Origin of the sequence: Novosphingobium silvae, assembly GCF_009856825.1 — a bacterium.
Lineage (GTDB): Bacteria > Pseudomonadota > Alphaproteobacteria > Sphingomonadales > Sphingomonadaceae > Novosphingobium > Novosphingobium silvae.
Genome location: NZ_WVTD01000010.1, coordinates 95,966 through 121,993, shown reverse-complemented (window position 1 = coordinate 121,993; position 26,028 = coordinate 95,966). Strand labels below are relative to the sequence as shown.

Below are 26,028 nucleotides of genomic sequence, written 5' to 3'. Positions count from 1 at the left end.
GAACGATATCATTGGCGTTGGAGGCTCGCGCTGTTAGCACCAAAAGCCCTCGGCAGAGGCGAAGACCGGGAAGAAGGACTGGAGCGCGGTGGATTTCACACTCACACAGGATCAGCAGAACATCCGCGAGGCGGTCCTGAAGCACTGCTCGCAGTTTCCCGACGAGTACTGGCTTGAAAGGGATCGCAGCGGCGAATTCCCGGCCGAGTTTCACAAGTCGATGGCGGAGGCCGGGTGGCTGGGGATCGCCATGCCCGAAGCGGTGGGCGGCGCCGGGCTCGGCATCACCGAGGCGGCAGTAATGATGCAGGCCGTGGCCGAGAGCGGGGGCGGCATGACGGCGGCCTCGGCGATCCATGGTCCGGTCTTCGGGCTAGAGCCGGTGGCGCTGTTCGGCACCGCGGAGCAGCAGCAGCGGATGATCCCGCCGACCCTCTCGGGCGCGGAAAAGATGTGCTTCGCGGTGACCGAGCCCAACACTGGCCTCGACACCACCAGCCTCAAGACCCGCGCCGAGAAGGTGCCCGGCGGCTACCGCGTCACCGGCGAGAAGATCTGGATCACCAACGCCCACGTCGCCGACCGGATGCTGCTGATCGCGCGCACCACGCCGCTGGAAGAGGTGAGAAAGAAGACGGAGGGGCTGACGCTCTTCTATACGAAGCTCGACCGTGCGCATATCGAGCACCAGCTGATCCCCAAGATGGGTCGCCACGCGGTGGGCTCGAACATGCTGTTCATCACCGACCTGTTCATCCCGGAAGAGGACCGCATCGGCGCTGAGGGGCAGGGCTTCAAGATCCTGCTCCAGGGTCTCAATCCCGAGCGCGTGCTGCTCGGCGCGGAGGCGACGGGGCTGGGCCGCGTCGCCATCAAGAAGGCGTCGAAGTATGCGCAGGAGCGCGTGGTGTTCGGGCGGCCGATCGGGCAGAACCAGGGCATCCAGCACCCGCTCGCCAAGGCGTGGATGCAGGTGGAGGCGGCCAGCCTCATGGTGTTCAAGGCCGCGACCATGTTCGACCAGGGGCTCGACTGCGGGGTGGAGGCGAACACCGCCAAGTATCTCGCTGCCGAAGCCGGGTTCGAGGCATGCCAGACCGCCGTCATGTCGATGGGGGGCATGGGCTATGCGCAGGAGTACCATGTCGAGCGATACCTGCGCGAAGTGATGATCCCTCGCATCGCGCCCGTCAGTCCGCACCAGATCATGAACTACATCGCCGAGAGGGTTTTGGAACTGCCGAGGTCGTATTGAGAGCGGCAGCCGATCGTCCTGCACTTGACCCGTGGCAATCGACCGCCAACCAAGGACGACAGCAATCCACGCCTCAGGGGGCGGGTGAACACAAAGCGAGGCGCTGCCTGCGCGGGCGGCGACGAGGTACAGGGACTTATTGCAGATGCCGTTCGATCAACAGCCACCCCGCCACCAGCCTTCAACCGCCCGCTCCTGGCTGTTCGCCCCGGGCGACAGCGAAAAGAAGATGGCCAAGGCGATGGAGGGCGAGGCCGACATCGTGCTCATCGATCTCGAGGACGCCGTCGCGCCCGATGCAAAAGCGGCCGCACGCCCGATGGTGCATGACTTCGTCAAGGCCCACCCCGAGCAGCGCGGGCGCCTCTGGGTACGCATCAACCCGTTCGACGGCCCACACACTCTGCATGACCTTGCCGCGATCATTCCCGCGCACCCCGGCGGCATCATGCTGCCCAAGGTTTACAGCCGCGCCGAAGTGGAAAAGCTCGACCATTGCCTCTCCGCGCTGGAGGTGGCGAACGGCATCGAGGAGGGTTCCACCCCCGTGATCGTGCTCATCACCGAGACGGCGGAGGGCATGTTCCACACCGGCACCTACAAGGGCGCGCCCCGGCTGGTGGCGCTGACCTGGGGAGCGGAGGACCTCGCCGATTCGATTGGTGCCTCGTCCAACCGCACCGAGGACGGGTCCTACTCCTTCACCTATGAGCTGGCGCGCAGCCTTACCGTGCTCGGCGCCGCGACGGCGGGGGTCACCGCGATCGAGACGATCAGCGCCGACTTCAGGGATCTGGACGCCCTGCGCCTCCGGGCCGAGAAGGTCCGCCGCGATGGCTTCCGTGGCATGATGGCGATCCATCCAGCGCAAGTGCCGGTGATCAACGCCGCCTTCACCCCCACCGAGGCCGAGGTCGCGGTGGCGCAGGAGATCGTCGACGTTTTCGCCGCCAACCCGGGCGTCGGCGCAATCGGCTGGAAGGGCGGCATGCTCGACCGCCCGTACCTTGCCCGCGCCGAGCGGCTGCTGCGGCAGGCCGGCAAGCTGTGAGCCCCGAAGGCCTCGACCTCACCCGATACTTTCGCCCCGGCGATCACATCGTCTTCGGCCAGGCCTGCGGCGAGCCGATTACGCTGGTCGAGGCGCTGGTCGAACAGGGCGCGACTATCGGCGATCTGAAGGCCTTCATCGCCACCAGCTTCTCCGGCCTGTTCACGCCCGAGAGCGCCGCCGCCTTCCGCCTCTCGTCGATGGGGGCCATCGGCGCGCTGCGGTCAATGACGAAGGCGAACCTGCTCGACGTCGTGCCTGTCCACGTCAGCCAGGTCGCGCCGCTCGTCACCGCGGGCGTCATGCCCTGCGATGTGGCGATGATCCAGGTCAGCCCCGCGGACGCGAAGGGGAATCATTCCTGCGGCCTCGTTTCCGACTACGTGCGAGCCGCCGTGGACAAGGCACGCGTCGTAATCGCCGAAGTTAACGAGCAGGTGCCTTTCGTGCCTGGCGAGACGATCCCGGGCAGCGCCATCGACGTGGCGGTGAAGGTCTCCCGCCCCCCGGTCGAAGTCGCGCCTTCGAAGATCACTCCTACCGACAAGGCCATCGCCCGGCTCTGCGCCGAGTTCATCGGGGACGGCTGCGTCATCCAGACCGGGGTCGGTGCAGTGCCCGACGCGATCCTGCGCCTGCTGCATGACCGGCGCGACCTCGGGGTCCATTCGGGCATGCTGGGCGACGGGCTGGTCGACCTTGCCGAGGCCGGCGTGCTCACCAATGCGAGGAAGGAGATCGACCGGGGCGTCTCGATCAACGGCGCCCTGATCGGCACGCGTCGGCTGTATGACTGGGCGCACGAGAACCCGGCGATTCACATGACGCCCACCAGCTACACCCACGACGCCGGCGTGCTGGGCCGGCTGTCGCGGCTTGTCACCATCAATTCCGCGCTGGAAGTGGACCTCACCGGGCAGGTCAATGCCGAGCAGTCAGGCGCGGCCTATCTGGGCGGCACTGGCGGGCAGGTGGACTTCGTGCGCGCGGGCGCCCGATCGCCGGGAGGGGCCTCGCTCATGGTGCTCGCCTCGACCGCCAAGGGCGGGACCTTGAGCAAGATCGTTCCGACGCTGTCCGGTCCGGTCACCAGCGCACGCAGCGAGGTTGACGTGGTCGTGACCGAGTTCGGCGCGGCCCGGCTCAAGGGGCAGACGCTCGCCGAACGTGCGCGTCGACTTGTTGCCGTGGCGCATCCGGACTTCCGCGAGGACCTCGACCGGACGGCGTTCGAGATCGCCCGGCGGGGATTCTGACGGTGATTTCCGCGTCTCCGCGCCTCGACGTTAAATCATCGGAGCCTGCCAATGACCGACGCTGTCCTGTATGACGCCCGCCCGGACGGCATCGCCGTCATCACCATCGACCGCCCGGACCAGCGCAATGCCCTCACCCGCGAAGTCCGGGAAGGGTTGCGCGCGGCGTGGGCGCGGTTAGAGGCGGACGAGGGCTCGCGTATCGCCATCCTCACGGCCAGCGGCGACAAGGCCTTCTGCGCGGGTGGTGATCTCAAGGAGATGGTCCACACCGGCATGGCGGTCCCTCCGCGCGACATGTACGCGCTGCCCTACGACACGATAGAGCTATCGAAGCCCACCATCGCGGCCGTCAACGGTGTGGCCTTTGCAGGCGGCTGGATGATCGCGCAGGCCTGCGACCTGTGCGTTGCCTCCACCAGCGCGAAGTTCGCCATCACCGAGGTCAGGGTCGGACGCGGCAGCCCCTGGGCGGCGCCGCTGATCCACATGATTGGGCAGCGCATCTTCATGGAAATCGTCCTTACCGGCAGGCCGATCGCGGCCGCGCGTGCCTACGAGATCGGCCTCGTCAATCGCCTTGCCGAGCCGGGGATGGTGCTGGAAGTGGCCATCACGCTGGCGCAGGAAGTGCTGGAAGGGGCGCCGCTGTCGGTCAGGGCCGCGCGCGAGACGGTGATGCTCTCCACCGAGATGGGCCGCTCCGCCGCGCTCGCCGCAGCGCGCGCCGCGCACGAACACGCCTACAACTCGCACGATGCGCAGGAAGGCCCGCGCGCCTTCGCGGAAAAGCGCAAGCCGGTGTGGAGGGGGCGGTAGGGATCGCCAGATGTCGGAAGGCACGGCACATTGCTAACGAGGTCTGCGATAGGATTTGTTATCTTGGGCGCATACATTGGCTGGGTTAGCCTGTTCGGCTGGCTTGCGTGGCAGAGGAAGGGGCGCGTCCTGCTTGGGGCGGGCGCAATCATGCTGATCGCGTTCGGTTGGGTTTACCGCGCCGTCACGAACGAAATGGCGGCGGCCGACTACCACCACAGTTCGGACATGGCGGCAGGGCTGGTCATCTATTTCGCTGCCGGTGTGTTGCTGCTTCCGGTGGTTGTCTCGGCAGTCATCTATCCGTTCGCACGCTTCTTGCGACATTAGGGACAAGCCCGGTCGCGATCCCAACGGGTGATGGCGGGCAACGATCCCTTGACGTGGCAGCCGTGCGGGAGCGTATGCGCGAGGTTCACTCGAAGCGTTTGGTTTCGGGATGCCGGACTCCGACAGAAAGCCCCGATACGATGCCGCAAGATCCGATGGTCCAGCTCGCGCTTTTCACGCAGGCGGTCGAGGCGCTGGGCGGGCAGCGCGCCACTGCCCGCATCCTCGGCACGGAGGAACCGGCCCTGCGCAAGTGGCTGACTGGCGAGGAGGAATTGGACGCCGGGGCCCTGCGCGACATTGCCCGCGCTCTGATCGATCAGGCAGACCGCTGCCGCAAGCTGGAGCGCAAGCTTTCGCCGGCGTTCTCGGAAAACCTGACGGCGCCGCAGGCGGAGCGGTTCGGCGGCGGGTGAGGTTCGGAAGGAAGGACCTGTCGTCCCCTTCCTCCTCCGGAGCCCATGAGCCTCAGCCGACGGTTTCGCGCGCCTCGAACGCCACGCCCGGCAGGTCGGGGTTCCTGCGCCAGTCGGCGAGCATGTCGCGCCAGGCATCCCAGCCGGGAATGTAGCCCTTGAACAGGGCCCACTTCAGTTCCTTGTCGCCTTCGTTGTTGAAATAGCTGGGCGTGCAGCCCTGCTGGAACTCGGACATATCGACCTCGTTCTCGCGACAGTGCTGGACGTAGGCCGCCACGCCTTCCGCCGTGGCCGCGAACTTGTCCGCGCCGCGCCGCATGGTCTCGCCGATCATGAAGGCGAGGTGCTCGGCCTGGCGGCCGAACTGCTCCGTTGTGCTCGAGTTCGTGGCACCCTGGATATAGCCCATGTAGAACATGCCCGGGAACTTGTCCGTTGTCACGCCGTGGAGCGTCGATGGCCCGTTCGCCCAGTGATCGTAGATGGACAGGCCGTTCTCGCCCTCAACCGTGTCGATGCCCCAGCGGCGCTTGAGGTCGGACGTCACTTCGAAGCCCGAGGCGAAGATCATGAGGTCCACTTCGTGTTCCACGCCGTCTGCGACGAAGCCCTTCTCGGTCATACGCTCGACGCCTTGCGTGGGCGAGACGTCGATCACCTTGACGTTGGGCTGGTTGAAAGTGGGGTAGTAGTCGTTGTTGGACAGCGGCCGCTTGCACATGAAGCGGAACCACGGCTTCAGGATCTCGGCTGTCTGCCTGTCCTTAACGATCGAATCGACGCGGCGGCGAAGGCGCTCCATCACCTGGAAGTCGACGACTTCGCGGCGTGCCATCAGCTCCTCGATGCCGAGTTCGGGGAAGCCGTCAGCCTCCAGCTCCAGGTTGAGGTTGCGGCTGATCTCGGTCCAGATGTCGCAGATCAGGTCGGGCTCGCCGGGCAGGAAGAACTGCTGCGCGCCCCGGTGGAAGTTCGCCATGCGCTCCTGCTGCCAGCCGGGCTTGAGCGAGGCGGCCCAGTCGGGATCGGTAGGCGGGTTCGGCCGCTCGTCGATGTTGGAAGGGGTGCGCTGCAGGACGTAGAGCTGCCTGGCATACTTGCCGAGGAAAGGCACTGCCTGCACCGAAGTCGCGCCGGTGCCGACGATGGCGACGCGCTTGTCCTTCAGCCTGTCGAGCACGGGATTGGTCCACGAACCGCCGGTATAGTCATGCTCCCACCGGCTGGTGTGGAACATCTTCCCCTTGAAATCATGGATGCCGGGAATGCCGGGCAGCTTGGGCATGTTCATCACGCCGCCCGCCATGACCACGAACCGCGCGCGGATGTCGTCGCCTCGATTGGTCTTCACATGCCAGCGCCTGGCGCCGTCGTCCCAGGTGATGCTTTCGACGAGGGTGTGGAACAGCGCCCTGTCGGCCAGGCCGAAATCCTCGGCCATCTTCTGGCAATAGGCCTGGATCTCCCAGCCGTCCGAGAACTTCTTGGAGGGCATGAAGCCCGTTTCCTCGAGCAGCGGGAGATAGCAGTAGGCGTCGTTGTCGCACTGCACGCCGGGGTAGCGGTTCCAGTACCACACGCCGCCGAAGCCACCCGCATGGTCGATGTTGCGCACGCCCGTCACGCCCTGCTGGCGTAGATGGTATCCCGCGAGGATGCCGGAGAAGCCGGCGCCGAGGATGGCCACGTCGATATGCTCGACCAGTGGCGCACGTTCGGCGAGCGGTGTGAAGGGATCGTGTGCGTAGTTATCGGAGAAGTCGCCGGTCGGCCGCACGTACTGCTCCCCGCCTTCGCGGCGCAGGCGCTTGTCCCGCTCGGCCAGGTACTTGGCCTTCAGCGCCGGGATGTCGAGCTCCCCAGGTGCCGGTACGTTGGTCTTCTGGCAGGTCATTGCGGTCCCACTTTCTTCGTGCGGGCGATTCTGCGCGGCAGTTCGCCGATCGCGAGCGATGTGGATTTGACCCCTTTTGTTGTCAACAGTGTTGTTGATTAATGGTCCGCCGTCGTTACTGATCGCTCACCCGATCGCGCCATTTCGAAGCTGTAGCCGATGTGTGCGACATGGCCGTGGAGGCCAAAATCCAGGACCGCAGGATCGTCCGCGCCCTTGCTCCGGAAGGTCTCGCTCAAGGCGGCGACCTCGTCGATGCTCCAGGCCGGGCGGTACGCGCCGCGTGTTTCGGCTATGAAGGCCCGTGCGATGCGCCCGGCGATGGAGGCGATCATCTCGCCGCTGACGGTGCAGGCCTCGTGCGCCAGCCAGGCCACGACCGGGGCGACCAGCTCCGGATCCATCGGCGGATACTGCGAGATGTCGATGCCCTCGGCCATGCGGGTGACGGCGCTGGGCACAATGACGTTGGACGTGACGCCGTAATCCTCGCCCTCGAGCGCGGCGACGTTGCTGAGGCCGATCATGCCGGACTTTGCGACGGCGTAGTTCACGCAGGCCTTGTTGCCGTATATGCCGCCAATCGAACTTGTCAGCACGATGCGGCCGAACCCTGCGTCGCACATGGGGCCGAAGGCGGCCTGCACCACGTGGAACGCGCCCAGGAGGTGGACGTCGAGCACGCTGCGGAAATCCTCGTAGGGAATGTCGCGGATGGTGCCGTAGCGTACGTTGCCTGCGTTGTGGATCAGCGCGTCGATCCTGCCCCAGGCGTCGAGCGCGGCGCGGATGATTGCGCGGCCGCCCTCTGGCGTGGCAACGCTATCCACATTGGCGATGGCCTCGCCGCCGGCTGCGACGATCTCGTCCACGACCTCCTGCGCGACGCCGGTATCCGGGCCATCCCCGCGGATCGCCCCGCCAAGGTCGTTGACCACCACCTTGCAGCCCAGCGACGCGAGCAGCAGGCAGTATGCGCGGCCCAGACCGCGGCCGCCGCCGGTGACCACCGCCACGCGGCCGTCGAAGCGAAGGGGTGCACCGGTATCGCGGCTCTGCATAGGGGAATGTCCTCTCCTGTGGGCTGGCCCAAGGCGCCCTGATGCTTATCGGTCCGGTGCACGAGTATCGGTACGCGATCGCGCTTGGCAACGGCGGGTCCGTCGCCGTGGCGATGGCAGGCGGTGAGGGCGCTTGGACAGGGTGCGGTGCGTTGCGCGGGCGGACGGGTGCCTATACCAATCGCCACAGAACCCGGCACGTACCGGGAGAGGGATAAAGACATGCTCGACGCCGCAGGCCGCAATTCGCATGCTCTGGCCGCCGTGCCCGCGCCGGGCTGGGCGATCCACCGGATGAGCCCGGCGAGCCGGCTTGCCAGCGCAAACGGAATTCGTACCGGCGCGGACGGGCGCATCTACGTGGCGCAGGTCGCCGGCTCCATGGTGAGCGCGGTGAACGTCGAAAACGGTGAGATCGAGACGATCAGCCCCAACGGCGGCGGCATCGTCGGTCCGGACGACCTGGCGTTCGACGAGGCAGGCAACCTCTACTGCACGGAAATCACGCTGGGCCGCGTCTCGATGATGACGCCGGCAGGGGAATACCGCGTCATCCACGGCGACGTGCCGGTGGCGAACCCCATCACATACCACCAGGGTCGGCTGATCGCGGGCGAGCTGCGCCCGGGCGGCCGCATCCTGGAACTCGACCGGGACGGCGGGGCGCCGCGCGTCATCTGCAAAGGCGTGCCGATGGTGAACGCCTTTGACGTGGGGCCGGACGGCAAGCTCTATTTCCCCGCGCAAGGTGCGAACCAGATCTGGCGCATCCCGCTTGAGGGCGGGGAGCCGGAAGTGGTGGCCGGAGAGCTTGGCGTGCCCGATTCGGTCAAGTTTCACCCGGATGGCTCGATCATCTCGACGCAGGTCTACTCGGGGCAGGTGCTGAAGATCGACCCGCGCACCGGCGACAGGATCCTGCTCGCTGATATCGGACCCGGGCTCGACAACGTCGCCTTCGTGGGTGGTCGCACTTTCGTCAGCCACATCAACGGCTCGATCACCGAGATACTGGAGCCCGGGAAGACGAAGCCCCTCGTCGAGAAAGGGCTGCAGTGGCCGCTCGGCATCGCGGTGGACGAGCATGGCCATGTGCTCGTGGCGGACGGCGGCTTCTGCTACCTCCTGCGCGCGGGCGAGCACCTGCAGCTGGCCGGCATGCTGTTCTCGCCGGGCTTTCCGGGCTGGGTGCGCGACGCTGCCGCGTGCGGCCCCGACGAGTGGATCGTGACGACCGCCAACGGCGATGTCGCCCGCTGGAACCCGGCTGCGGCGACCAGCGAAGTCCTGGCAAGCGGATACGACAGGCTCATGGGGGTAGCGCTTGGCCCCGGTGGCAGCCCGGTCTTCGCCGAATCCGCTACGGGCAAGGTCTTCGCCATCGAGAGCGGCAATGCGGTGGAGCTCGCCTCCGGCCTCGACCGGCCGATGGGCATGGCGGTGTCGGCGGACGGCACCGTCTTTGTCGGGGAAAGCGGAGCGGGGCGGGTGGTGAAGCTCGTCGGCGCGCGCAAGGAGGTCGTGCTCGATGGCCTCGCACGGCCCGAAGGACTGGCGATCGCCGGGGGCACGCTCTTCGTCGCCGATCCGGGGGCCCAGGCGATCGTCGCCGCCGATCTCTCGGGCAGCGCGCGCGAAACGATCGCCACGCGCCTGCCGATCGGTGGCGCGGGCGGGGCGCAGCCGGTCCAGCTCGGCGGCGTGGGCGACATGTGCGGACCCATGAACACTTTCACCGGCATCGCCGCAGCGCCGGACGGCACCCTCTATCTGTCCGCCGACGCTGAGGGCAGCATCCTCGCGCTGCGCCGTCTCTGAACCTGGAGCCCGGCCCCATGCTCAAGCAGATATGCTTCTTCAGGAAGCGGCCCGACATGACCATAAACGAGTTCATGGACTACTACGAGAACCAGCACTCGCAGTTGGCCAAGAAGATGGGTGCGGCCCCGGCCATCCCGGGTGCGGTGCGGTATGTGCGGCGCTACCTGGTGCCCGAGAAGAACCCCGTCACCGGGCAGGTCCACGACAGCGGCTATGACTGCATCATGGAGATCTGGTGGAACAGCCGCGAGGACTTCGAGCGCTCACAGGCGATCATCTCCTCGCCGGACCGGCTGGCCATGACCCGCGCGGACGAGGAACGCCTGTTTGCCGGGCATGACAATCCGGTGGCCACCTGCATCGAATACGATTCGCCAATGGGACCGAGCGGTGAGGCCACCCACGTCCAATTGCGACACGGCGCGTGAGGAGAGCGATGCACAGCCATCAAGCCTGCCTGCGCCTACGACGCCGGGCCGAGACGGCCGGGCGGAATACGGGTCACGTCCGCCGCGTAGAGGGCTGACATGCACGGCCCATCATCTCCCCTGACCGCGCGGGACGAGTGGCGCGCTCATCCGCTGCTGCCGGTCGCGGCCGGCCTTGGCTATGCGACGAGCGTCATCCACATCTACGGCATCGGGCCGTTTTACGGACCGGTCGCGCAGGAATTCGGGTGGAGCCGCACCGAGGTCACATTCGGGCTTACCATCGCGACGCTTGTGCAGGCAGTGGGCGGAGTGTTCATCGGCCTTGCCGTGGACCGCTTCGGCCCGCGCCGCTTCGGCGTTGTCGGCCTGCTGCTGCTGGGCCTCGCCTTTGCCGCCCTGGGAAGCGCGGACGGATCACTGCTCAACTGGTACCTCCTGTGGGGCCTGATCGCGCTGGCAGCGCTGCCGGTGCAGGCTTCCGTCTGGACGAGCGCGGTGGCCTCGCGGTTCACCGCCTCGCGCGGCATGGCTTTCGCGGTGACGCTGTGCGGCGCATCGATTGCGGCGGGGGTGTTTCCACCCATGGCTACCGCCCTCATCGGCGAACTCGGCTGGCGAGGAGCCTTCCCCGCGCAGGCGGCCGCATGGCTGTTGCTGGCCTTCCCGCTCATCTTCGTCTTCTTTCAGGGGTGCTACGATAAGAGAGGCAGGCAAAATCCGAACGATGTCGCCGCAAGGCCCGCCGACCTTCCCGGCGCGACGTTGCGCGAAGGGCTCACTTCCAGCGTCTATCACCGGCTGTTTGTGGCCAGCCTGCTGTTCACCTTCACTATCATCGCGCTGGTGGTCCACTTCACCGCGATCCTGGGTGACGCCGGGGCAAGTCCGATGGCGGCGGCGGGTATCGCCTCGTTCATCGGCTGGTTCTCGCTGGCGGGGCGGCTGGGGACGGGCATGCTGCTCGATCGCCTGCCCGCCTCGCTGGTCGGCGCCGCGGTGTTCATGTTGCCGGTACTTGGCTGCCTCGCCCTCCTGCTGGGCGGCGGCTCGTTCGCGGCGATGGCGAGTGCCTCGGCGTTGATCGGGCTGACGCTGGGGGCGGAGATCGACGTCGTGGTCTACCTTCTCACCCGCCACTTCGGCCTCAGGAACTTCGGCGGGCTTTACGGTGGGCTGCTGGCGGCGCTTTCCATCGGTACGGCGATCGGCCCACTCGCCGCCGCGCAAGTCTATGATCGGACGGGGAGCTACTCCGGCTTCCTCTGGCTCGCACTCGGCTCCATGGCCGCGAGCAGCGTGGCGATCGGCACGCTGCCGCGCGGCAGGGCAGCCTTTCCTGCGTCGTGAGAACCGAAGCATCGTCGCGGCGAGCGGTGTCATGGGTGACGCTCACCGCTCCGGCGATTTGCTCCTGTGTGCCAGTAATGAGATAACCGGCGCAAATCCGTACAGTCAGATGCGAGGATACCATGGGTGAGATTGGCAGGATCGTGCAGGCACCGGAAGACTTGGTCGCCCCGGTCAGCGTTCCGGCCGAGGCCTACGTCTCGCCCGAATATGCCCGGGCTGAGCGCGACAGGTTGTGGCGCAGGGCCTGGCTGCAAGCCGCCCGAATGGAGGATATCGAACAGGTCGGTTCGTACATCACTTTCGACATCCTCGACGATTCGGTGATCATCGTGCGCGCTTCTGACAGCGAGATACGTGCCTTTCACAATGTCTGCCCGCACCGAGGTCGCAAGCTCGTGGATACTCCGCCGGGCAAGCGCAACGCTTCCGGCAATCGCGCGGGGTTCATCTGCGGCTATCATGGCTGGACCTTCGGGCTGGACGGGCAGAACACCTATGTCGAGCACGAAGCCGACTGGCAGGGACACCTGTGCGGCGGGCGTGCCGATCTGGGCCGGGTGAACGTCGATAGCTGGGGGGGGTGGATCTGGATCAACCTCGATCCTGGAGCCGGGCCGCTGGCGGAGTACCTCCATCCGGCCGCGTCGATGCTCGACCCCTACGGGCTTGAGAAGATGCGCCCGCGCTGGCGCAAGTGGGTGGTGTTCCAGTGCAACTGGAAAGTCGCGATGGAGGCTTTCTGCGAAACCTACCACGTTTCGACTACCCACCCCGAGTTCATGGAGTTCGGTCAGTTCCGGGGATGGGCCCGCAACCAGGGCCTGCATTCGAACATCGGCTACGAGGCGCCCAAGGGCCAGGAGGAGGATTCGGGCAAGCTGCGCCTTGGCGTGGGCGAGGATCCGCGCCTGACCACGGCGGAAATGCAGAACTTCACCTGGGAGAACGCCAATACCAATACCACCGCCACGCTGGTGGCGGTGGCGAACCGGCTGAAGGACGAACTGCCCGAAGGCACCGCTCCGGCCGATGTCTCCGCCTACTGGATCAGCACCGCACGGCGCGAGGACGAGGCGCGCGGCGTGGTCTGGGCGCAGGTCGACCCGCAGCACACCGCGCAGGCAGGCACGGCCTGGCAGATCTTCCCGAATTTTCAGATCGGCCACGCGGTCAACAACATGCTTTGCTACCAGGCCCGCCCTTACAAGGGTGACCCTGACATGTGCATCTTCGAGGCCGCAGTCTATGAACTCTACCCCGAGGGACAGGCTCCGCAGACCGAATGGGAGTACACCGAACCTGCCGACTGGCCGCCCGTGCTGCAGCAGGACTTCAACAACATGGCCGCCGTGCAGCAAGGCATGAAGAACGTGGGATTTCGTGGTGCGCAGCCCAATCCCTACATGGAGCGCTCGGTCGCCTCGCTGCACATGAACCTTGCGCGGTACATGGGGACCGGCTCGCCCACGACGTATTGAAAGGCCTCATCCCGCAAGTCCGTCTCGAGGCTCCGGGCACATCCCGGCCCTTCTACAGAGAGTTGTGACGCTGCCCGGCCCGGCAACCAATCGTTAACCACCCTTTTCTATCCCGACCCCGCTCAATACGTAGGTAATTGTGCGGGGGCACATGCAGGGGCAGCGTTTTGGATTATTGAGGCAGTTCTCACCCGCGTTCGCGTTCTGGTGGGTGCTCGTTCCCAACCTTGGAGCCGTGGTGATGTGGGTCATCGGAGGGCCTTCTATGGCCTTCCCGATGTTCGTCTCCGGTCTTCTGGCGATACTCGTCTGCCACAGCCGCGCGGTGTGGCTGCGGCGCCTCGGCGTTTTGGCCTGCTTCGCCACGAGCCTGCTCATGTACGTGGCCTATTCATTCAATCTCGACTTCGAGAAGATCGCCGCCTCGCTCGCCTATGCGGGCGAGCTCAACCTCGGGAACTCGCCGGAGTATGTCGCCGCGGCGCTGATCCTCACCATGGCGCTTGCGGCCGCGCTCCGGTTCGCGCCGCACACGCCGCGGCTTTCCGAAGGCGGGCAGAAGCTCATGGCGCTTGCCGCGGTCTCGCTGCTCATCAATGCCGACAGCGTCGCCACGGCAGGAACGCGCGGCACATACAAGATGGCCGCCCCCGCCGGCACGCCCATCGACTCCGCCCTGTTCCAGACCCGCATCGCGCCCGAGACCTTGAAGTCGAGAAACCTCGTCGTCATTCTCGTCGAATCGCTGGGGCAACCCAACAACGCGCATGATCGCAGGCTCTTCGACAGGGCCTGGGGCGCGCACCGCTGGTCCGCGAGGTACGCTGTCTCGAGCGGGATGACGGCCTACTATGGCTCCACCACCAATGCCGAACTGCGGGAATGGTGCTCGATCTGGTCCGACTACGACCGCTTCGACTTCGCGAACGCGCATTGCCTGCCCGGCCGCTTCCGCGAGGCGGGCTTCGCCACCACCGCGATCCACGCGTTCACGGGCGACTTCTTCGACCGGCAGGACTGGTACGCGGACCTCGGCTTCGACACTGCGCTGTTCAAGCCCGACCTGTTGCAGCAGGGCGCAAGCGCCTGCGGCGGGGTGTTCGCGGGGGCGTGCGACGTCGACGTGCCGCGCATCATCGGCAAAAGGCTTCGCGCCTCGGGCGATCGCCGCAACCTCATCTACTGGCTGACGCTCAACAGCCACCTGCCGGTGCCGTCCGACCCCAGCCTGCACACCCAGACCTGCCACACCGACGATCCCGAGTGGGACGCCCGGCTGCCGATGCTGTGCCGCTCCTACCAGATTCAGCAGAACCTCGCCGATGCCATCGCGGCCGAGATCATGCGGCCCGACTTTCCCGAAGCCGACGTGCTGATCGTGGGCGACCACATGCCCCCCTTCTTCCCCCGCGCGCTGCGCAGCCGCTACGATACCGAGCACGTCCCCTGGATCCTGCTGCGCAACCAGGCGGCATCGAAGCGCAGTTCACCCCCGCCGTCGTCCTGAGCGGCGATTGATGAGCGGTACGGGGTGCCGCGACCACCAATAGCGGACTTTCCTCTTACGCCGCTATTGTGGACATTATTGCTGAGCCTCGTTGGTCGTGGCATGTCATCATGATGCTCAAGCGCTACGAACCTCCCTCGGAATTTCTCAAATCGGTTATAGCCGAGCAAGTGCCGCTGACCGATGGACCTTTTGCTACTGAAAATCTTAACAGGCTCATAGAACTTACGTGCGACCCCGATCGCGCAAATCGCGATTGGGCCGTATTGCTTCTAAGCCAAGAGGGCAGGGACACACCTGCTGTGCGAGATGCTTTGTATCGGGCGGCCTCAGACGCGGACGATTGTGTCAGGGGCGAAGCAATATTAGGACTTGCCGGTCTTGATCCCGTTATTGCTCTCCCATTCGTGCAAGCGGAACTTAGCAAGCAATCAATTACGATCCCTGCGCTGGAAGCAGCCAGCATTTGTGCGGACCCTTCATTGATCCCCGACCTGAAAATATGGGCAGAGCCTTCCAAAGAGCCTTACGCAGACAAGTTAGCTGCGGAAGCGTTAGCCGCCTGTGAGCGGGTAGTCCGCTAACCACCCATTGCCGCCGCTGGCCGGAGGTGCCGAACAAGGAAAAAGGGACGCTGAGCCGCGGGGGTGGTTTTGCGGTGATGCCGCCTTTTCCTACGATGCCGCGGTTGTCGCCGAGTTTGCAGGAACGGAAAAGGGCTGCGGCTTTCCCGGCATCTTCCGCGCCTCCGCGCCCATATACCTCTGGCATGGCGCCAGGCAGCCGCGTTGTCAGCAGGTCGAGGGCATCGTCAGGCGGAAACACGTCTCGTGTTCGTCGGAGGCAACGTCGATGCTGCCGTTGTGGGCTGTCGCGATTTCATGGGCGATGAACAGCCCCAGTCCCAGCCCCTTGGTCCCGTCCGAATTTCCGGAGAAAGGATCGAAGAGGTGGCGCATCTTGTCCTTCGCAATGGGCGCCCCCTGGTTGGCTACCGTCAGAACGAAGTGGCCATTTCTGCTCTCCGCCCGGACCCGGACGGGCTTGCTTTTGGCGCCATGGGTGAGGGCATTGCTGACCAGGTTGGAGAGTAGCTGCGTGATGCGATCCACGTCGCATCTCACCGGCTCGTCGAAGGCGGTGTCCAGTTCGATCGGCTGGTCGGGGTGGACGATCTGCAACTCCGCGATGGTTTGCCGCAGGGGTACTCCCAGGTCCGGGTTGGAACTGATCCTCAGCGTCAGGCCGTTGCCGAGGTGCCCCCGGGCGAAGTCCAGCAAATCATCGATCAGCAGCTTCGCGCGTTGCAGGCTCTGCTCCATCTGCGCCAGGATGAGCGTGGGTCTGGGCGCGCTGTTGATGCGCTTCAGCATGTCGGTCCCCGCCGCCAGCGCCGCGATGGGGTTTCGCAGGTCATGCCCAAGGATCGCGATGAACCGCTCGCGTATGATGGCGGTGCTGCCGGCCTGGGCGATCTGATCGTCCTTGCTGGCCAGCTCGTCCTGCATGGCAAGCTGCATGCCGATGAGGTGCGCGAAGTTCTCGAAAGTCGCGACGATGCCCGGCTCGCGCAGTTTCGCCGGGAGCGGGTCGAGCGCGCACAGCGTGCCGAAAAACTCCCCCGAGGGTTTCACGATGGGGATCGAGATATAGCTCTCGAAGCCGTATCGACGCGGCGTGTGATGGGTGCAGAAAACCGGGTCTTCGGAAACGTGATCTATGATCACGCCGGTTCGGGAATCGCGGATTTCATCGCAGATGGTGGTTTTCAGGTCCAGCGAGCCACCGACCTGCAGGCCGAATTCGATCTCGTCGCGGACCGCGCATGCCACCCACTCCTTGTCGGTCACTCTGGCGACGGCTGCAAAGCGCAGACCGGTTATGCGGCACACGATCTCCAGGATCGATGGCACCGCATCGATGCGGCTTACCGCCGCGACATCTTCCAAGATCACTTCCGTTGCCATCGTGCCGCCTCCCCGGGAGAGTGCGACCCTCTAGCGAAAGGTCTCCGGATTAGACAAGCGCATCCATAAAGTGTGAGCAGATCCTGCCTGCCGACCTGACAGGCAAAGGCGCGGGACCTGTCTCCTCAGGCGGCGGCCTTGGGAGCGGCCTTCCTTGCTGCCATGTCCTTCTCGTCCGCACGCAGGGTCAGTACGCGAACGCCTTCCGCGGTGACGGCGACGGTGTGTTCGAACTGGGCCGAGAGCGAGCCGTCCTTCGTCACCACGGTCCAGCCGTCGTCCAGCGTCTCCACGTTGCGGCGGCCGCGGTTGAGCATGGGCTCGATAGTGAAGACCATGCCTTCGCGCAGGACAAGGCCGGTGCCGGGCTTGCCGAAGTGCAGCACCTGCGGCTCCTCATGCATTTCCCGCCCGATGCCGTGGCCGCAATATTCACGCACGACCGAGTACCCATGGCGGCGCGCATGGCGCTCGATCGCGAAGCCCACGTCGCCTAGGCGCGCGCCCGGGCGGACGGCGCGAATGCCGTGCCACAGCGCCTCGTAGCAGGTCTGCACGAGCTTGCGGGCGGCGGGGGCGACGTTGCCGACCAGGTAGGTCTTGCTGGAATCGGCGATGAAGCCGTCCTTCTCCAGCGTGATGTCGAGATTGACGATGTCGCCGTCATGCAGCACCTGCGAGGCACAGGGGACGCCGTGGCAGACCACCTCGTTTATCGAGCAGTTGAGCACGAAGCCATAGCCGTACTGCCCCTTGCTGGCAGGGCGCGCCTGGAGGTCCTCGACGATGAAGCGCTCGACCATGGCGTCGATCTCCAGCGTCGATCTGCCCTGGAGCGGCGTGCGGTCGAGCATCTCGAACACCGAGGCCAGAAGGCGTCCGGCCCGGGCCATGAGCTCCAGTTCGTGGGGCTGCTTGATCATGCCTGCGCTATGCCGCTTCCTGCGGCACGCGCGGCAGAAGAGGAGGCGGAGCGACGCCCGCCGCGTTCATCTCGCGCGCGACGATCTCGTTGAAGCTGAGGGCGGGCTCGGCCTCGCACAGCATGCCGATCCTGATCCACCACGCAGCTTGCGCGTTGATGGAGCGCAAGGTGACCTTGCTCGCCTTGCGCATCTGGTCATGCAGTTCGTCGTCGACGTTGACGATGCCCATTTCGCGAAGTCCTATATGATTCGTATATCGCGATATACGAATCATATATTGACGGGCAAGGCCTTTCATCAAGGCCCTTGCCCTTCAGGGAACGGGCGCCGTCTCCGTCACTTGGCCTCGGCGATCAGCTTCAGCGCCTCGGGCGAGGTCCAGTCGTTGCCGCCGGTGTAGCGCCAGACTTCCTTGCCCTGGCTGTCGAACAGCACCGTCACCGGCAGGTTGCCGCCGTACTGGAACCCAAGATCGCCCTGCTCGTCCACCCAGGGCTGGATCTGCTCCAGTTCGCGGCGGCGCAGGATCTCGACGACCTTGTCGGTCTGGCCGATGTCCTGCGAGATCGGCAGCACGGTGACGCCCAGTTCCGGTTCCCGCGCGATCAGCTTGGCGAGCGTCGGCATCTCGGCAATGCACGGGGCGCACCATGTGGCCCACAGGTTGATCAGCAGCGGCTTGCCCTTGAACGAAGACAGGTCGAGGCTTTCGCCCGTGTTGTCGACGAGGCTGACCGTGGGCATCGCCTCGCCCTTGTGCGAGCGGTCGAGCTTGTCGGAAGCGGCGGCAGGGCCATCGGCCGGGCCGGCCTGCTGCGCACCCTGGGAAGCCTGCGGTTGCGCGTCCTTCCCACCTTTACTATCGCAGCCCGCGACCACGAGCGCCGAGGCCCCGGCGAGCGAACACAGGACGAGCGACTTGAGCGAACGGGAAGACAGCAAGGCGGCAGGCTCCAACCAGATGTGGGGCGGACGGTTCGCACAGGGACCGTCGGCAATCATGCGCGAGATAAACGCCTCGATTCCCTTCGACAAGGCACTGTGGCGGCAGGACATCGCGGCGAGCAAGGCGCACGTCGCGATGCTGGGCGCCTGCAGGGTCGTTTCCGGCGAGGATGCGGTGACCATCCGCGACGGGCTCGACGCGGTCGGGGCGGAGTACGAGGCCAGCGGCGTTCCCGAGGACTGGGACCTCGAGGACATCCACATGACCACCGAATCGCGCCTTGCGCAGCTGATCGGGCCGGTCGCGGGGCGCCTCCACACCGCGCGTTCGCGCAACGACCAGGTGGCGACCGACTTCCGCCTCTGGGTTCGCGATGCGATCGACCAGGCCGAGGCCGGGCTGCAGGCGCTGCAAGTCGCTCTGGTCATGCGCGCAGGCGAACATGCCGACAGCATCATGCCCGGCTTCACCCACCTGCAGACCGCGCAGCCTGTCACCCTTGGCCACCACCTCATGGCCTATTACGAGATGATCGGCCGTGACCGCTCGCGCTTCCACGACGCGCGCAAGCGCATGAACCGCAGCCCGCTGGGCTCGGCGGCGCTGGCTGGAACCGGCTTCCCGATCGACCGCGAGATGACCGCCCAGGCACTAGGCTTCGACGGGCCGACGGCGAACAGCCTCGATTCCGTATCCGACCGCGACTTCGCGCTCGACTACCTCATGGCCGCGAGCCAGTGCGCGCTGCACCTCTCGCGGCTCGCCGAGGAGTTCATCATCTGGGCCAGCCAGCCCTTCGGCTTCGTCACGCTGCCCGATGCGCTGTCCACCGGCAGTTCGATCATGCCGCAGAAGAAGAACCCCGACGCCGCCGAACTGGTGCGCGGCCATGCCGGGCGCATCTCCGGCTGCCTCGTCTCGCTGATGATGACGATGAAGGGCCTGCCGCTCGCCTATTCCAAGGACATGCAGGACGACAAGCCGCCCGTCTTCGAGGCGGCCGGACTGCTGGCGTTGTCCATCGCGGCCATAGCCGGAATGGTAGCCGAGACGAAGTTCCGCACCGAGCGGATGCGAGGCGCCGCCGAACTCGGCTTCGCCACTGCCACCGACCTTGCCGACTGGCTGGTGCGCGAAGGCGACATTCCCTTCCGCGAGGCGCACCACATCACGGGTGCCGCAGTGAAGCTTGCCGAAAGCCGGGGCGTCGCGCTCGACCAGCTGCCGCTGGACGATCTCAAGACCATCGACAGCCGCATCGACGAGCGCGTATTCAATGCACTCTCGGTCGAGGCTTCGGTAGCCGCGCGCAAGTCGCACGGGGGCACCGCGCCCGATCAGGTACGGCTGCGCGTGGCGGAAGCGCGCGCAGCCCTCGGTCTGGAGGGTTGATTCGATGCGGCACGGCATGAAGCAGGGCGCGATGCTGATCCTGGTGGCCACGGCGCTCGCCGCTTGCGGGCAGCGCTCTCCGCTGGCGCTCAAACCCGGGCAGCAGCTGCCGCCGGCGCCGTATGGCCGAGCGGACAAGCCTTCCACGACGGAGCTGCTGACCGCCTCGCCCGTCGCCATTCCGCTGCGCAGCGTCGAGCTTCGCACCCGCTCCGAGGAGCGCGAGGACGATCCCTTCGATCTTCCCCCGCCCGAAGCACCGCAGCCCCAGTAAGGCCACAGATTACATGGATCATTTCGGTTTAGTCGACGGCGAACTCCACGCCGAACAGGTGCCGCTCGCCGCTATCGCGCGCGAGGTGGGCACGCCCGTCTACGTCTACTCGCGCGCCACGCTTTCACGCCATGCGCAGGTCTTCCGTGAAGCGCTCTCGGCGCTGCCGCGCGTGCACATCGCCTTCGCGGTCAAGTCGAACCCCAATCTTGCGGTCCTGCGCCTGCTGGCCAACGAAGGCTATGGCGCGGACGTCGTCTCCGAGGGCGAGATGAACCGCGCGCTGGCAGCAGGCATGAAGGCGCAGGACATCGTCTTCTCGGGCGTGGGCAAGACCCGTGCGGAACTCGCCGCCGCCCTTCGCGCAGGGATTGGCCAGTTCAACCTCGAGAGCGAGGAGGAAGGCGTCGAGCTTTCCGCCATCGCCCAGTCGCTGGACGCGCGTGCCACCTGCACGCTTCGCGTCAATCCGGATGTCGATGCGCGCACCCATGCCAAGATCTCCACGGGCAAGGCCGAGAACAAGTTCGGCGTCGCCTATGACCGTGCTGCTGGCATATACGCCCGCCTCGCTGGTCTGCCCGGCCTCGAGATGCGGGGCCTTGCCGTCCACATCGGCAGCCAGATCAGCGACCTCGAGCCCTCGCGCCAGGCCTTCGTGCGCATGGGCGCGCTGATGGAAGAGCTGCGGGCAGGCGGCCACACCGTCAGCCACATGGACCTGGGCGGCGGCCTCGGCGTGCCCTACAAGGCCGGCGATGCGCTGCCCACGCCTGCCGACTATGGCCGCATGGTGGCCGAAGTCGCCAGGGACTGGGACGTGACGCTCATGTTCGAGCCGGGCCGCGTCATCACCGGCAATTCCGGCGTCCTCGTGACCGAGGTGGTGCGCGTGAAGCAGGGCACCGGCAACCCCTGGGTAGTCGTGGATGCGGCGATGAACGATCTTGCGCGCCCGGCCATGTACGACGCCTGGCACGATTTCGCGGCGGTGAAGCCCACCGGCGAGGCAATGACCGCGAACATCGTCGGCCCGATCTGCGAAAGCTCGGACACCTTCGCCATGGCCCGCGAGATCGATGCGGTGAAGGCAGGCGAGCTTGCGGTGTTCCGCACGGCCGGCGCCTATGGCGCGACGATGGCCAACACCTACAACAGCCGCGCGCTCGTGCCCGAGGTCATGGTGGATGGCGAGAAGTGGGCGATCGTCGCCAACCGCATCGAACCGGCGGCCATCCTCGCTGCCGAGCAGGTGCCAGACTGGCTGCGCTGAGCCGAGGCGGGTGAGGGGCATTCCCCGATGATCGAGACGCTTCCCCTGTTCCACCGCATCGCCGGTCGCCCGGTCGTCGTGCTGGGCGAAGGCGAGGCGGCGGAGGCGAAGCAGCGCCTGGTGGAGCGGGCCGGCGGGATGGTCGTCGCGGACCTCGAAACCGGGATCCGTGCCGGTGCGCGCCTGGCTTTTGTGGCGCACGAGGATGCTGCCCTTGCCGAAGCGTGCGTGGAGCGGGCCCGCAGTGCCGGGTTGTTGGTGAATGCCACCGACCGGCCCGCGCTTTGCGACTTCACCGTGCCGTCCATTCTCGACCGCTCGCCGGTTCTGGTGGCGGTCGGCACGGGCGGGGCATCAGCCGGGCTTGCCAAGCAGCTGAGGCTCCGACTGGAAGCGATCCTGCCGCAGTCGCTGGGCGCGCTCGCCGCCGCCCTTGCCGCCGCGCGCGACCGTCTGCGCCAGCGTTTCCCGGAAGCGGGGGATCGCCGCCGCGCGCTCGACGCGGCCCTTGCGAGGGGCGGCGCTCTGGACCCTCTCGACGAGGGCGCGGCCGCACGGGTGGAAGCATGGCTCGAGAACGGCGAGCGCGGTGAAGCGGGCGTGGTGAAGATCGCCCTGCGCAGCGACGATCCGGACGACCTGACCCTGCGGGAAGCAAGGCTGCTGGGCGGCGCCGACATCGTCCTCCACGATCCTCGGGTGGCGTCGACGGTGCTGGACCGGGCGCGCGCTGACGCGGTGCGGATCAGCGGGAGCGAGATGCCGACCGGAACTGCTCCCGGCCAGCTGATCGTCGTTCTCGCCGCGCCCGCCTGAGGCGCTAGAACATCCCGCCGTTGAGCGCGTCGAGCGCGCCCTGGAGAATTACTGCGGCGGCGGCCGAATCGATGCGCGTCGCGCGCCTTGCCCGGCTCATGTCCTGGTCGATGAGCGCCCGTTCGGCGCTGCTGGTGGACCAGCGCTCGTCCCAGAGCAGGACCGGCAGGCCCAGCACCGAAAGGTTGCGGGCATAGGCACGGCTCGACTGCGCCCGCGGGCCTTCCGAACCGTCCATGTTGAGCGGAAGGCCGATGACGATGCCCTTGATCGAGCGTTCGCGGATCAGCTCTTGCAGGAGCGCCTTGTCGGCCCCGAACTTGCCTCTTTTTATGGTCTTGCCCGGCGAGGCGATCCGCCAGCCCGCGTCGGCGAAAGCGGTGCCGATGGTCTGGGTTCCAAGGTCGAGCCCGAGCAGGCCGCCTCGCTGCGGCAGCGCGTCGCGGTAGGCGAGGGCGCCCGTAGTGACGAGTGCGCCGCCGGCGGGCGCTCGGCCGGCCGGGGCCGCGCCCGCCTGACCCGAGCCACTCGCCACGCCATCCTCTGACTGGCCGCCACCTATCTTGTCGGTCCCTGTCGTGTTGCCTGCCATGCGGCGACGCGCCTTTCAAAGTCGGCCCGCAGATTGGCCCAGAACAGCATCACGTCATAGAGATGGTAGTTGTTTCCGGGAAGCACGTAGGGACCAAGATCAAGCTGGGGCGGATCGCCGATGTGGAGAAAGTGATCGGGACCGCAGGCGGCGGAGACGATCCCCGGGCTCAGCGTGCCGGTGCGCGCCTCGAAGTCGGGGACGAGGGTGCCCAGGTTCTCGCTCGCGGCGGCCGGGCCGGGCAGGGAGGTGCCGGTGAGCGGGTTGGTGCACAGGAAAGGACTTCCGCCCACTGCCCTGCCGTCCAGCCCCCGCCTGCGCGCATAGGCGCGCAGCAGCATTCCGGTATCGGCAGGGTCCGCCACCGTCAGCCAGCTGAGCACGCATCCCGGCTGGTCGGCGCGGCTGCAGGCAGGCATCCCCATCTGCGGGAGGTCGTGGCCGATCGACACCGGCCATCCGATCACCCAGGCTCCCACCACGCGCCGGGCGAGCGGCGTGCCGGCCACCCGGTCGCGGAGCAGGCGACGCAGCAGGAAAGCGCCCTGGCTGTGTCCCACCAGTGCGATCGGGCGATCCGCGGGAAGCTTGCGGGTAAAGATCTCGAAGGCGGCGAGCACGTCGGCGTAGGCAAGGTCAATCGCCTGCGTCGCCTCGGGCTTGTCGGTGAGGAAGGCGCCGACCGCCGCCTGCCGATAGCGCGGCGCCCAGAGTTCCTGCGCCGCGTTGAACGGGCTCGCCATCCCTTGCACGAAAAGGTCGGCGCGGTCGCGGCTGGTCGCGTCCTGAAGCGAGGCGTTCCAGGCGTCCGCCGCGATGTAGCTGGTAGGATGGACGAAGAAGACCGAGACCGGCAGTTTTCCTGCAGGGCGCGGAACGCCGGGGGGAAGCCACCCAGCGGGATTGTTCCCGAGGTCCGGGCGCGCGACCCACATCCCCGGTTTCTCCCAGGTTTCCGGAGGAAGAGCGCCTTGCGGAGCGAAAGAGACGCGGGGCACGAAAGCCAGTTCGGTCAGGTCTTCGGACCAGACGCGCAGAGCCACCAGCAGGAGCAGCAGCACGACGACCATACCGGCGATCACATACAGGAACTTGCGCGCCAATTCAGGCCCTCTCCAGCTTCTCGACGTCCTCTGCCGGTTCGCCCCCGTTGCGCGCCGCTTCCCGCTCGAGCCAGATCTTGATCATGGCCACCAGCGGGTCGGCGAGGGCAAGGCCCAGCAGGCCGAACAGCACGCCCATGATCAGCTGCGCGGCGAGCACCAGCGCGGGCGGCAGGTCCACCGTCTTGCGAGCGATGTAGGGCACGATGAGGTAGCCGTCGATCAGATGGATCAGAAGGTAGACGAATATCGTGTAGACGCCCATCTCCGCGCTCACCGAAAAGCCCACCAGCACCATGATCCCCCCCGAGATCGGAGCGCCCAGGTTTGGAAGGAATGCGAGCAGCCCGGTGATGAGGCCCAGCAGCACCGCCATCGGCACTCCGAACAACTGGAGCATGAACCAGGTGAACAGCCCCTCGACCGTCATGCCGATGACGCGGCCGAACAGCAGGCGGCGCAGCGCCCGGCCCATGACCTGCGCGGTTTCCTCGAAGTGGTCGCGCCTGTCGACCGGAAGCATCCAGCCCACCCCGCGTCGGTAGAGGCGCGGCTCCATGGCGATGTAGATGCCCAGCACCAGGATCAGGAACAGGGTGGTGATGCCGCCCAGCAGGCCACCCAGCACGGCCGTGACCTGGCCGATGCCGCCCATTGCTTCCTGCGCCAGCGAGCGCAGGTCCCGCACCCGCACGTCCATGCCATGCCGCGCGAGCCAGTTGAGGCCGCGATGGAACTGGCTTTCGATGGTGTCGGGCAGTTCCGCCGCCTGCGTGGCGATCTGGCTTCCCGCGAAGCGCCCGAGCCAGAGCAGGAACAGCATGGCGGCCAACAGCACCAGCGCCACGCGCCAGCCCCGTCCAATCGGCAGCACGCGCGCGATCATGCGCGCGCCGCCGTCGATCAGCGCGGCGAAGACGATGCCGCCGAAGATCACCAGCAGCGACTGCGAGAGGAACACGCCGAGTGCGAAGAGCGCGACCATGCCGATCCACACGAAGGCCTTTCGGGCCTCGTGCCGGATCAGCGGGTCGGTGATGTCGGTGGGGCCAGGGCGAACCGGCCCGGGATCGGCCTCGACGGCCTCGTCTACGGAGCCGCCCGTCGTCGCCATTAGTCCGCGGCGCCTGCAGGGGCGGGAGCCGGGACGCGGGAAGGGCGCAGGCTCGAGAAGGCGCGTCCGCTCCGAAGGGCGGTCCACCAGGACAGCGGGTTCCACCCCTGCGTGCCGTCCAGCGAGAAGGTGATGAACTCGGCCCGGCCGCCGATGTCGGAGAGCGGCACCGGCCCGCCGAGCCCGCCGTCTCCTTCGCCGAGCGCATTGACGTAGAAGGGCGCGCGGCTGTCGGCCGAGCGATCGCGATCATCCCCCATCAGGAAGACATGGCCTTCAGGCACGGTGATCTCCCCATAATTGTCGAGGTCCTGGTCGGTATAGTCGATCACCTGGTAACTCGCGCCGTTGGGCAGGGTTTCACGATAGGTGGGCAACTCGTAGACTTCGCGGCCGCTGGGAAGGCGGGTGCGGTACTGGCCGAAACCGTCGTAGCAATGGCCGGGCAACTGCCCTTCGCAGGTGAGCGCATCGTCGGCCGCGATCTGCACCGGGGGCTCGATCTCGCGCGGGATGAAGCGGCCGTTCAGGCGAATGCGCCCGTCGATCACGGCGATGCGGTCGCCGGGCAGCGCCACCACGCGCTTGATGAGGTCGGCCTTGCGATTGCGCGGCACGACGATGACGATGTCGCCGTACTCGGGCGTGCTGCCGAAGATCCGCCAGTCCGACCGGGGCAGGAGATGGAAGCTGAGCGACGACCAGTTCCAGCCATAGGGATATTTCGACACGATGAGCCGGTCCCCCACCAACAACCCCGGCATCATCGAGATCGAGGGGATGTAGAAGGGCTTGGCGACGAAGGAGTGGAACGCGAGCACCCCCAGCAGCATCAGCGCAAGGCCTCGCAGCTCGTGCAGCCAGTTGGTCACGGGCTTGTCCTTCCCCGCGGAAGGAGGCGAGGGCTCGCGCTGGGCGAGCGGGGCGGTCCGTTCGGTCATGGAAGGGGAACT

The 26,028-nt window shown here is 66.6% G+C and carries 26 protein-coding genes; 16 read left to right on the top strand and 10 right to left on the bottom strand.

The features are described from left to right. Positions 1–88 precede the first annotated feature (88 nt). From GR702_RS14035 to GR702_RS22090, 6 genes are all read left to right on the top strand, one after another. A complete protein-coding gene (locus GR702_RS14035) occupies positions 89–1,255 on the top strand; it encodes an acyl-CoA dehydrogenase family protein (RefSeq protein WP_160986519.1) in 1,167 nt (388 codons plus the stop codon). A gap of 145 nt (positions 1,256–1,400) precedes the next feature. After that, the gene (locus GR702_RS14030; RefSeq protein WP_160986518.1) at positions 1,401–2,306 is read left to right on the top strand and encodes an HpcH/HpaI aldolase/citrate lyase family protein; all 906 of its coding nucleotides are present in this window, start codon (positions 1,401–1,403) and stop codon (positions 2,304–2,306) included. Continuing rightward, positions 2,303–3,562 (top strand): acetyl-CoA hydrolase/transferase C-terminal domain-containing protein, encoded by a 1,260-nt coding sequence (locus GR702_RS14025; protein WP_160986517.1) that lies wholly within the window; start codon positions 2,303–2,305, stop codon positions 3,560–3,562. Before GR702_RS14030 ends, GR702_RS14025 begins: the two co-directional genes overlap by 4 nt. A 51-nt stretch (positions 3,563–3,613) precedes the next feature. Continuing rightward, entirely contained in the window at positions 3,614–4,381 is a 768-nt protein-coding gene (locus GR702_RS14020; RefSeq protein WP_160986516.1) for an enoyl-CoA hydratase/isomerase family protein, read from the top strand. A gap of 63 nt (positions 4,382–4,444) precedes the next feature. Next, positions 4,445–4,711, top strand: a complete 267-nt coding sequence (locus GR702_RS14015; RefSeq protein ID WP_160986515.1) for a hypothetical protein — start codon at positions 4,445–4,447, stop codon at positions 4,709–4,711. 140 nt (positions 4,712–4,851) lie between these two features. After that, entirely contained in the window at positions 4,852–5,127 is a 276-nt protein-coding gene (locus GR702_RS22090; protein WP_202408268.1) for a YdaS family helix-turn-helix protein, read from the top strand. A 52-nt stretch (positions 5,128–5,179) separates the two neighbouring features. Here GR702_RS22090 and GR702_RS14010 read toward each other — a convergent pair whose 3' ends face one another. Both GR702_RS14010 and GR702_RS14005 read right to left on the bottom strand, forming a co-directional pair. Then, positions 5,180–7,024, bottom strand: a complete 1,845-nt coding sequence (locus tag GR702_RS14010) for a flavin-containing monooxygenase (RefSeq protein WP_160986514.1) — start codon at positions 7,022–7,024, stop codon at positions 5,180–5,182. Between the two features lie 98 nt (positions 7,025–7,122). Continuing rightward, positions 7,123–8,085, bottom strand: coding sequence for an SDR family NAD(P)-dependent oxidoreductase (locus tag GR702_RS14005; protein ID WP_160986513.1), 963 nt, complete (start codon positions 8,083–8,085; stop codon positions 7,123–7,125). A 222-nt stretch (positions 8,086–8,307) separates the two neighbouring features. On the opposite strand from GR702_RS14005, the gene GR702_RS14000 reads away from it, so the two are divergent. The 6 genes from GR702_RS14000 to GR702_RS13975 all read left to right on the top strand — a co-directional run bounded on the left by GR702_RS14000 (position 8,308) and on the right by GR702_RS13975 (position 15,256). After that, the gene (locus GR702_RS14000) at positions 8,308–9,903 is read left to right on the top strand and encodes a Vgb family protein (RefSeq protein WP_160986512.1); all 1,596 of its coding nucleotides are present in this window, start codon (positions 8,308–8,310) and stop codon (positions 9,901–9,903) included. A 17-nt stretch (positions 9,904–9,920) separates the two neighbouring features. Further along, positions 9,921–10,334 carry an EthD domain-containing protein gene (locus tag GR702_RS13995; RefSeq protein WP_160986511.1) on the top strand — a complete coding sequence of 138 codons (414 nt, stop codon included), beginning with the start codon at positions 9,921–9,923 and terminating at the stop codon, positions 10,332–10,334. Between the two features lie 99 nt (positions 10,335–10,433). Then, positions 10,434–11,684 carry an MFS transporter gene (locus tag GR702_RS13990; protein ID WP_160986510.1) on the top strand — a complete coding sequence of 417 codons (1,251 nt, stop codon included), beginning with the start codon at positions 10,434–10,436 and terminating at the stop codon, positions 11,682–11,684. A 122-nt stretch (positions 11,685–11,806) separates the two neighbouring features. Continuing rightward, the gene (locus GR702_RS13985; RefSeq protein WP_160986509.1) at positions 11,807–13,165 is read left to right on the top strand and encodes an aromatic ring-hydroxylating oxygenase subunit alpha; all 1,359 of its coding nucleotides are present in this window, start codon (positions 11,807–11,809) and stop codon (positions 13,163–13,165) included. A gap of 175 nt (positions 13,166–13,340) precedes the next feature. Then, entirely contained in the window at positions 13,341–14,672 is a 1,332-nt protein-coding gene (locus GR702_RS13980; RefSeq protein ID WP_160986508.1) for a sulfatase-like hydrolase/transferase, read from the top strand. A gap of 110 nt (positions 14,673–14,782) precedes the next feature. Further along, positions 14,783–15,256, top strand: coding sequence for a lyase (locus GR702_RS13975; protein ID WP_237449710.1), 474 nt, complete (start codon positions 14,783–14,785; stop codon positions 15,254–15,256). A gap of 207 nt (positions 15,257–15,463) precedes the next feature. On the opposite strand, the gene GR702_RS13970 is transcribed toward GR702_RS13975, so the two are convergent. From GR702_RS13970 to GR702_RS13955, 4 genes are all read right to left on the bottom strand, one after another. Further along, positions 15,464–16,639: a GAF domain-containing sensor histidine kinase gene (locus tag GR702_RS13970; protein WP_160986507.1), complete on the bottom strand. Its 1,176-nt coding sequence runs from the start codon at positions 16,637–16,639 to the stop codon at positions 15,464–15,466. Between the two features lie 125 nt (positions 16,640–16,764). Next, a complete protein-coding gene (map, locus tag GR702_RS13965; RefSeq protein ID WP_160986506.1) occupies positions 16,765–17,562 on the bottom strand; it encodes a type I methionyl aminopeptidase in 798 nt (265 codons plus the stop codon). 7 nt (positions 17,563–17,569) lie between these two features. Next, complete coding sequence (locus GR702_RS13960) at positions 17,570–17,794, bottom strand: ParD-like family protein (protein WP_160986505.1); 225 nt, start codon at positions 17,792–17,794, stop codon at positions 17,570–17,572. A gap of 107 nt (positions 17,795–17,901) precedes the next feature. After that, positions 17,902–18,507, bottom strand: a complete 606-nt coding sequence (locus tag GR702_RS13955) for a TlpA family protein disulfide reductase (protein ID WP_160986504.1) — start codon at positions 18,505–18,507, stop codon at positions 17,902–17,904. Positions 18,508–18,526: 19 nt separating this feature from the next. Between GR702_RS13955 and argH the strand changes: the two genes are divergently transcribed. The 4 genes from argH to GR702_RS13935 are packed head-to-tail and all read left to right on the top strand — an operon-like array spanning position 18,527 to position 22,266. Then, positions 18,527–19,903, top strand: coding sequence for an argininosuccinate lyase (gene argH, locus GR702_RS13950; protein WP_160986562.1), 1,377 nt, complete (start codon positions 18,527–18,529; stop codon positions 19,901–19,903). Between the two features lie 4 nt (positions 19,904–19,907). After that, complete coding sequence (locus GR702_RS13945; protein WP_419880304.1) at positions 19,908–20,177, top strand: lipoprotein; 270 nt, start codon at positions 19,908–19,910, stop codon at positions 20,175–20,177. Positions 20,178–20,190: 13 nt separating this feature from the next. Beyond that, the gene (gene lysA, locus GR702_RS13940) at positions 20,191–21,450 is read left to right on the top strand and encodes a diaminopimelate decarboxylase (RefSeq protein WP_160986503.1); all 1,260 of its coding nucleotides are present in this window, start codon (positions 20,191–20,193) and stop codon (positions 21,448–21,450) included. Between the two features lie 27 nt (positions 21,451–21,477). Further along, positions 21,478–22,266: a precorrin-2 dehydrogenase/sirohydrochlorin ferrochelatase family protein gene (locus GR702_RS13935; RefSeq protein WP_160986502.1), complete on the top strand. Its 789-nt coding sequence runs from the start codon at positions 21,478–21,480 to the stop codon at positions 22,264–22,266. 4 nt (positions 22,267–22,270) lie between these two features. On the opposite strand, the gene ruvX is transcribed toward GR702_RS13935, so the two are convergent. The 4 genes from ruvX to lepB form a co-directional block, all read right to left on the bottom strand. Beyond that, positions 22,271–22,702 carry a Holliday junction resolvase RuvX gene (ruvX, locus tag GR702_RS13930; protein WP_160986560.1) on the bottom strand — a complete coding sequence of 144 codons (432 nt, stop codon included), beginning with the start codon at positions 22,700–22,702 and terminating at the stop codon, positions 22,271–22,273. A gap of 122 nt (positions 22,703–22,824) precedes the next feature. Continuing rightward, complete coding sequence (locus GR702_RS13925) at positions 22,825–23,961, bottom strand: DUF3089 domain-containing protein (RefSeq protein WP_160986501.1); 1,137 nt, start codon at positions 23,959–23,961, stop codon at positions 22,825–22,827. 1 nt (position 23,962) lies between these two features. Next, entirely contained in the window at positions 23,963–25,075 is a 1,113-nt protein-coding gene (locus tag GR702_RS13920; RefSeq protein WP_160986500.1) for an AI-2E family transporter, read from the bottom strand. Further along, positions 25,075–26,016 carry a signal peptidase I gene (lepB, locus tag GR702_RS13915; RefSeq protein ID WP_160986499.1) on the bottom strand — a complete coding sequence of 314 codons (942 nt, stop codon included), beginning with the start codon at positions 26,014–26,016 and terminating at the stop codon, positions 25,075–25,077. The genes GR702_RS13920 and lepB overlap by 1 nt, the downstream gene beginning before the upstream one ends. Between the last annotated feature and the right edge of the window lie 12 nt (positions 26,017–26,028).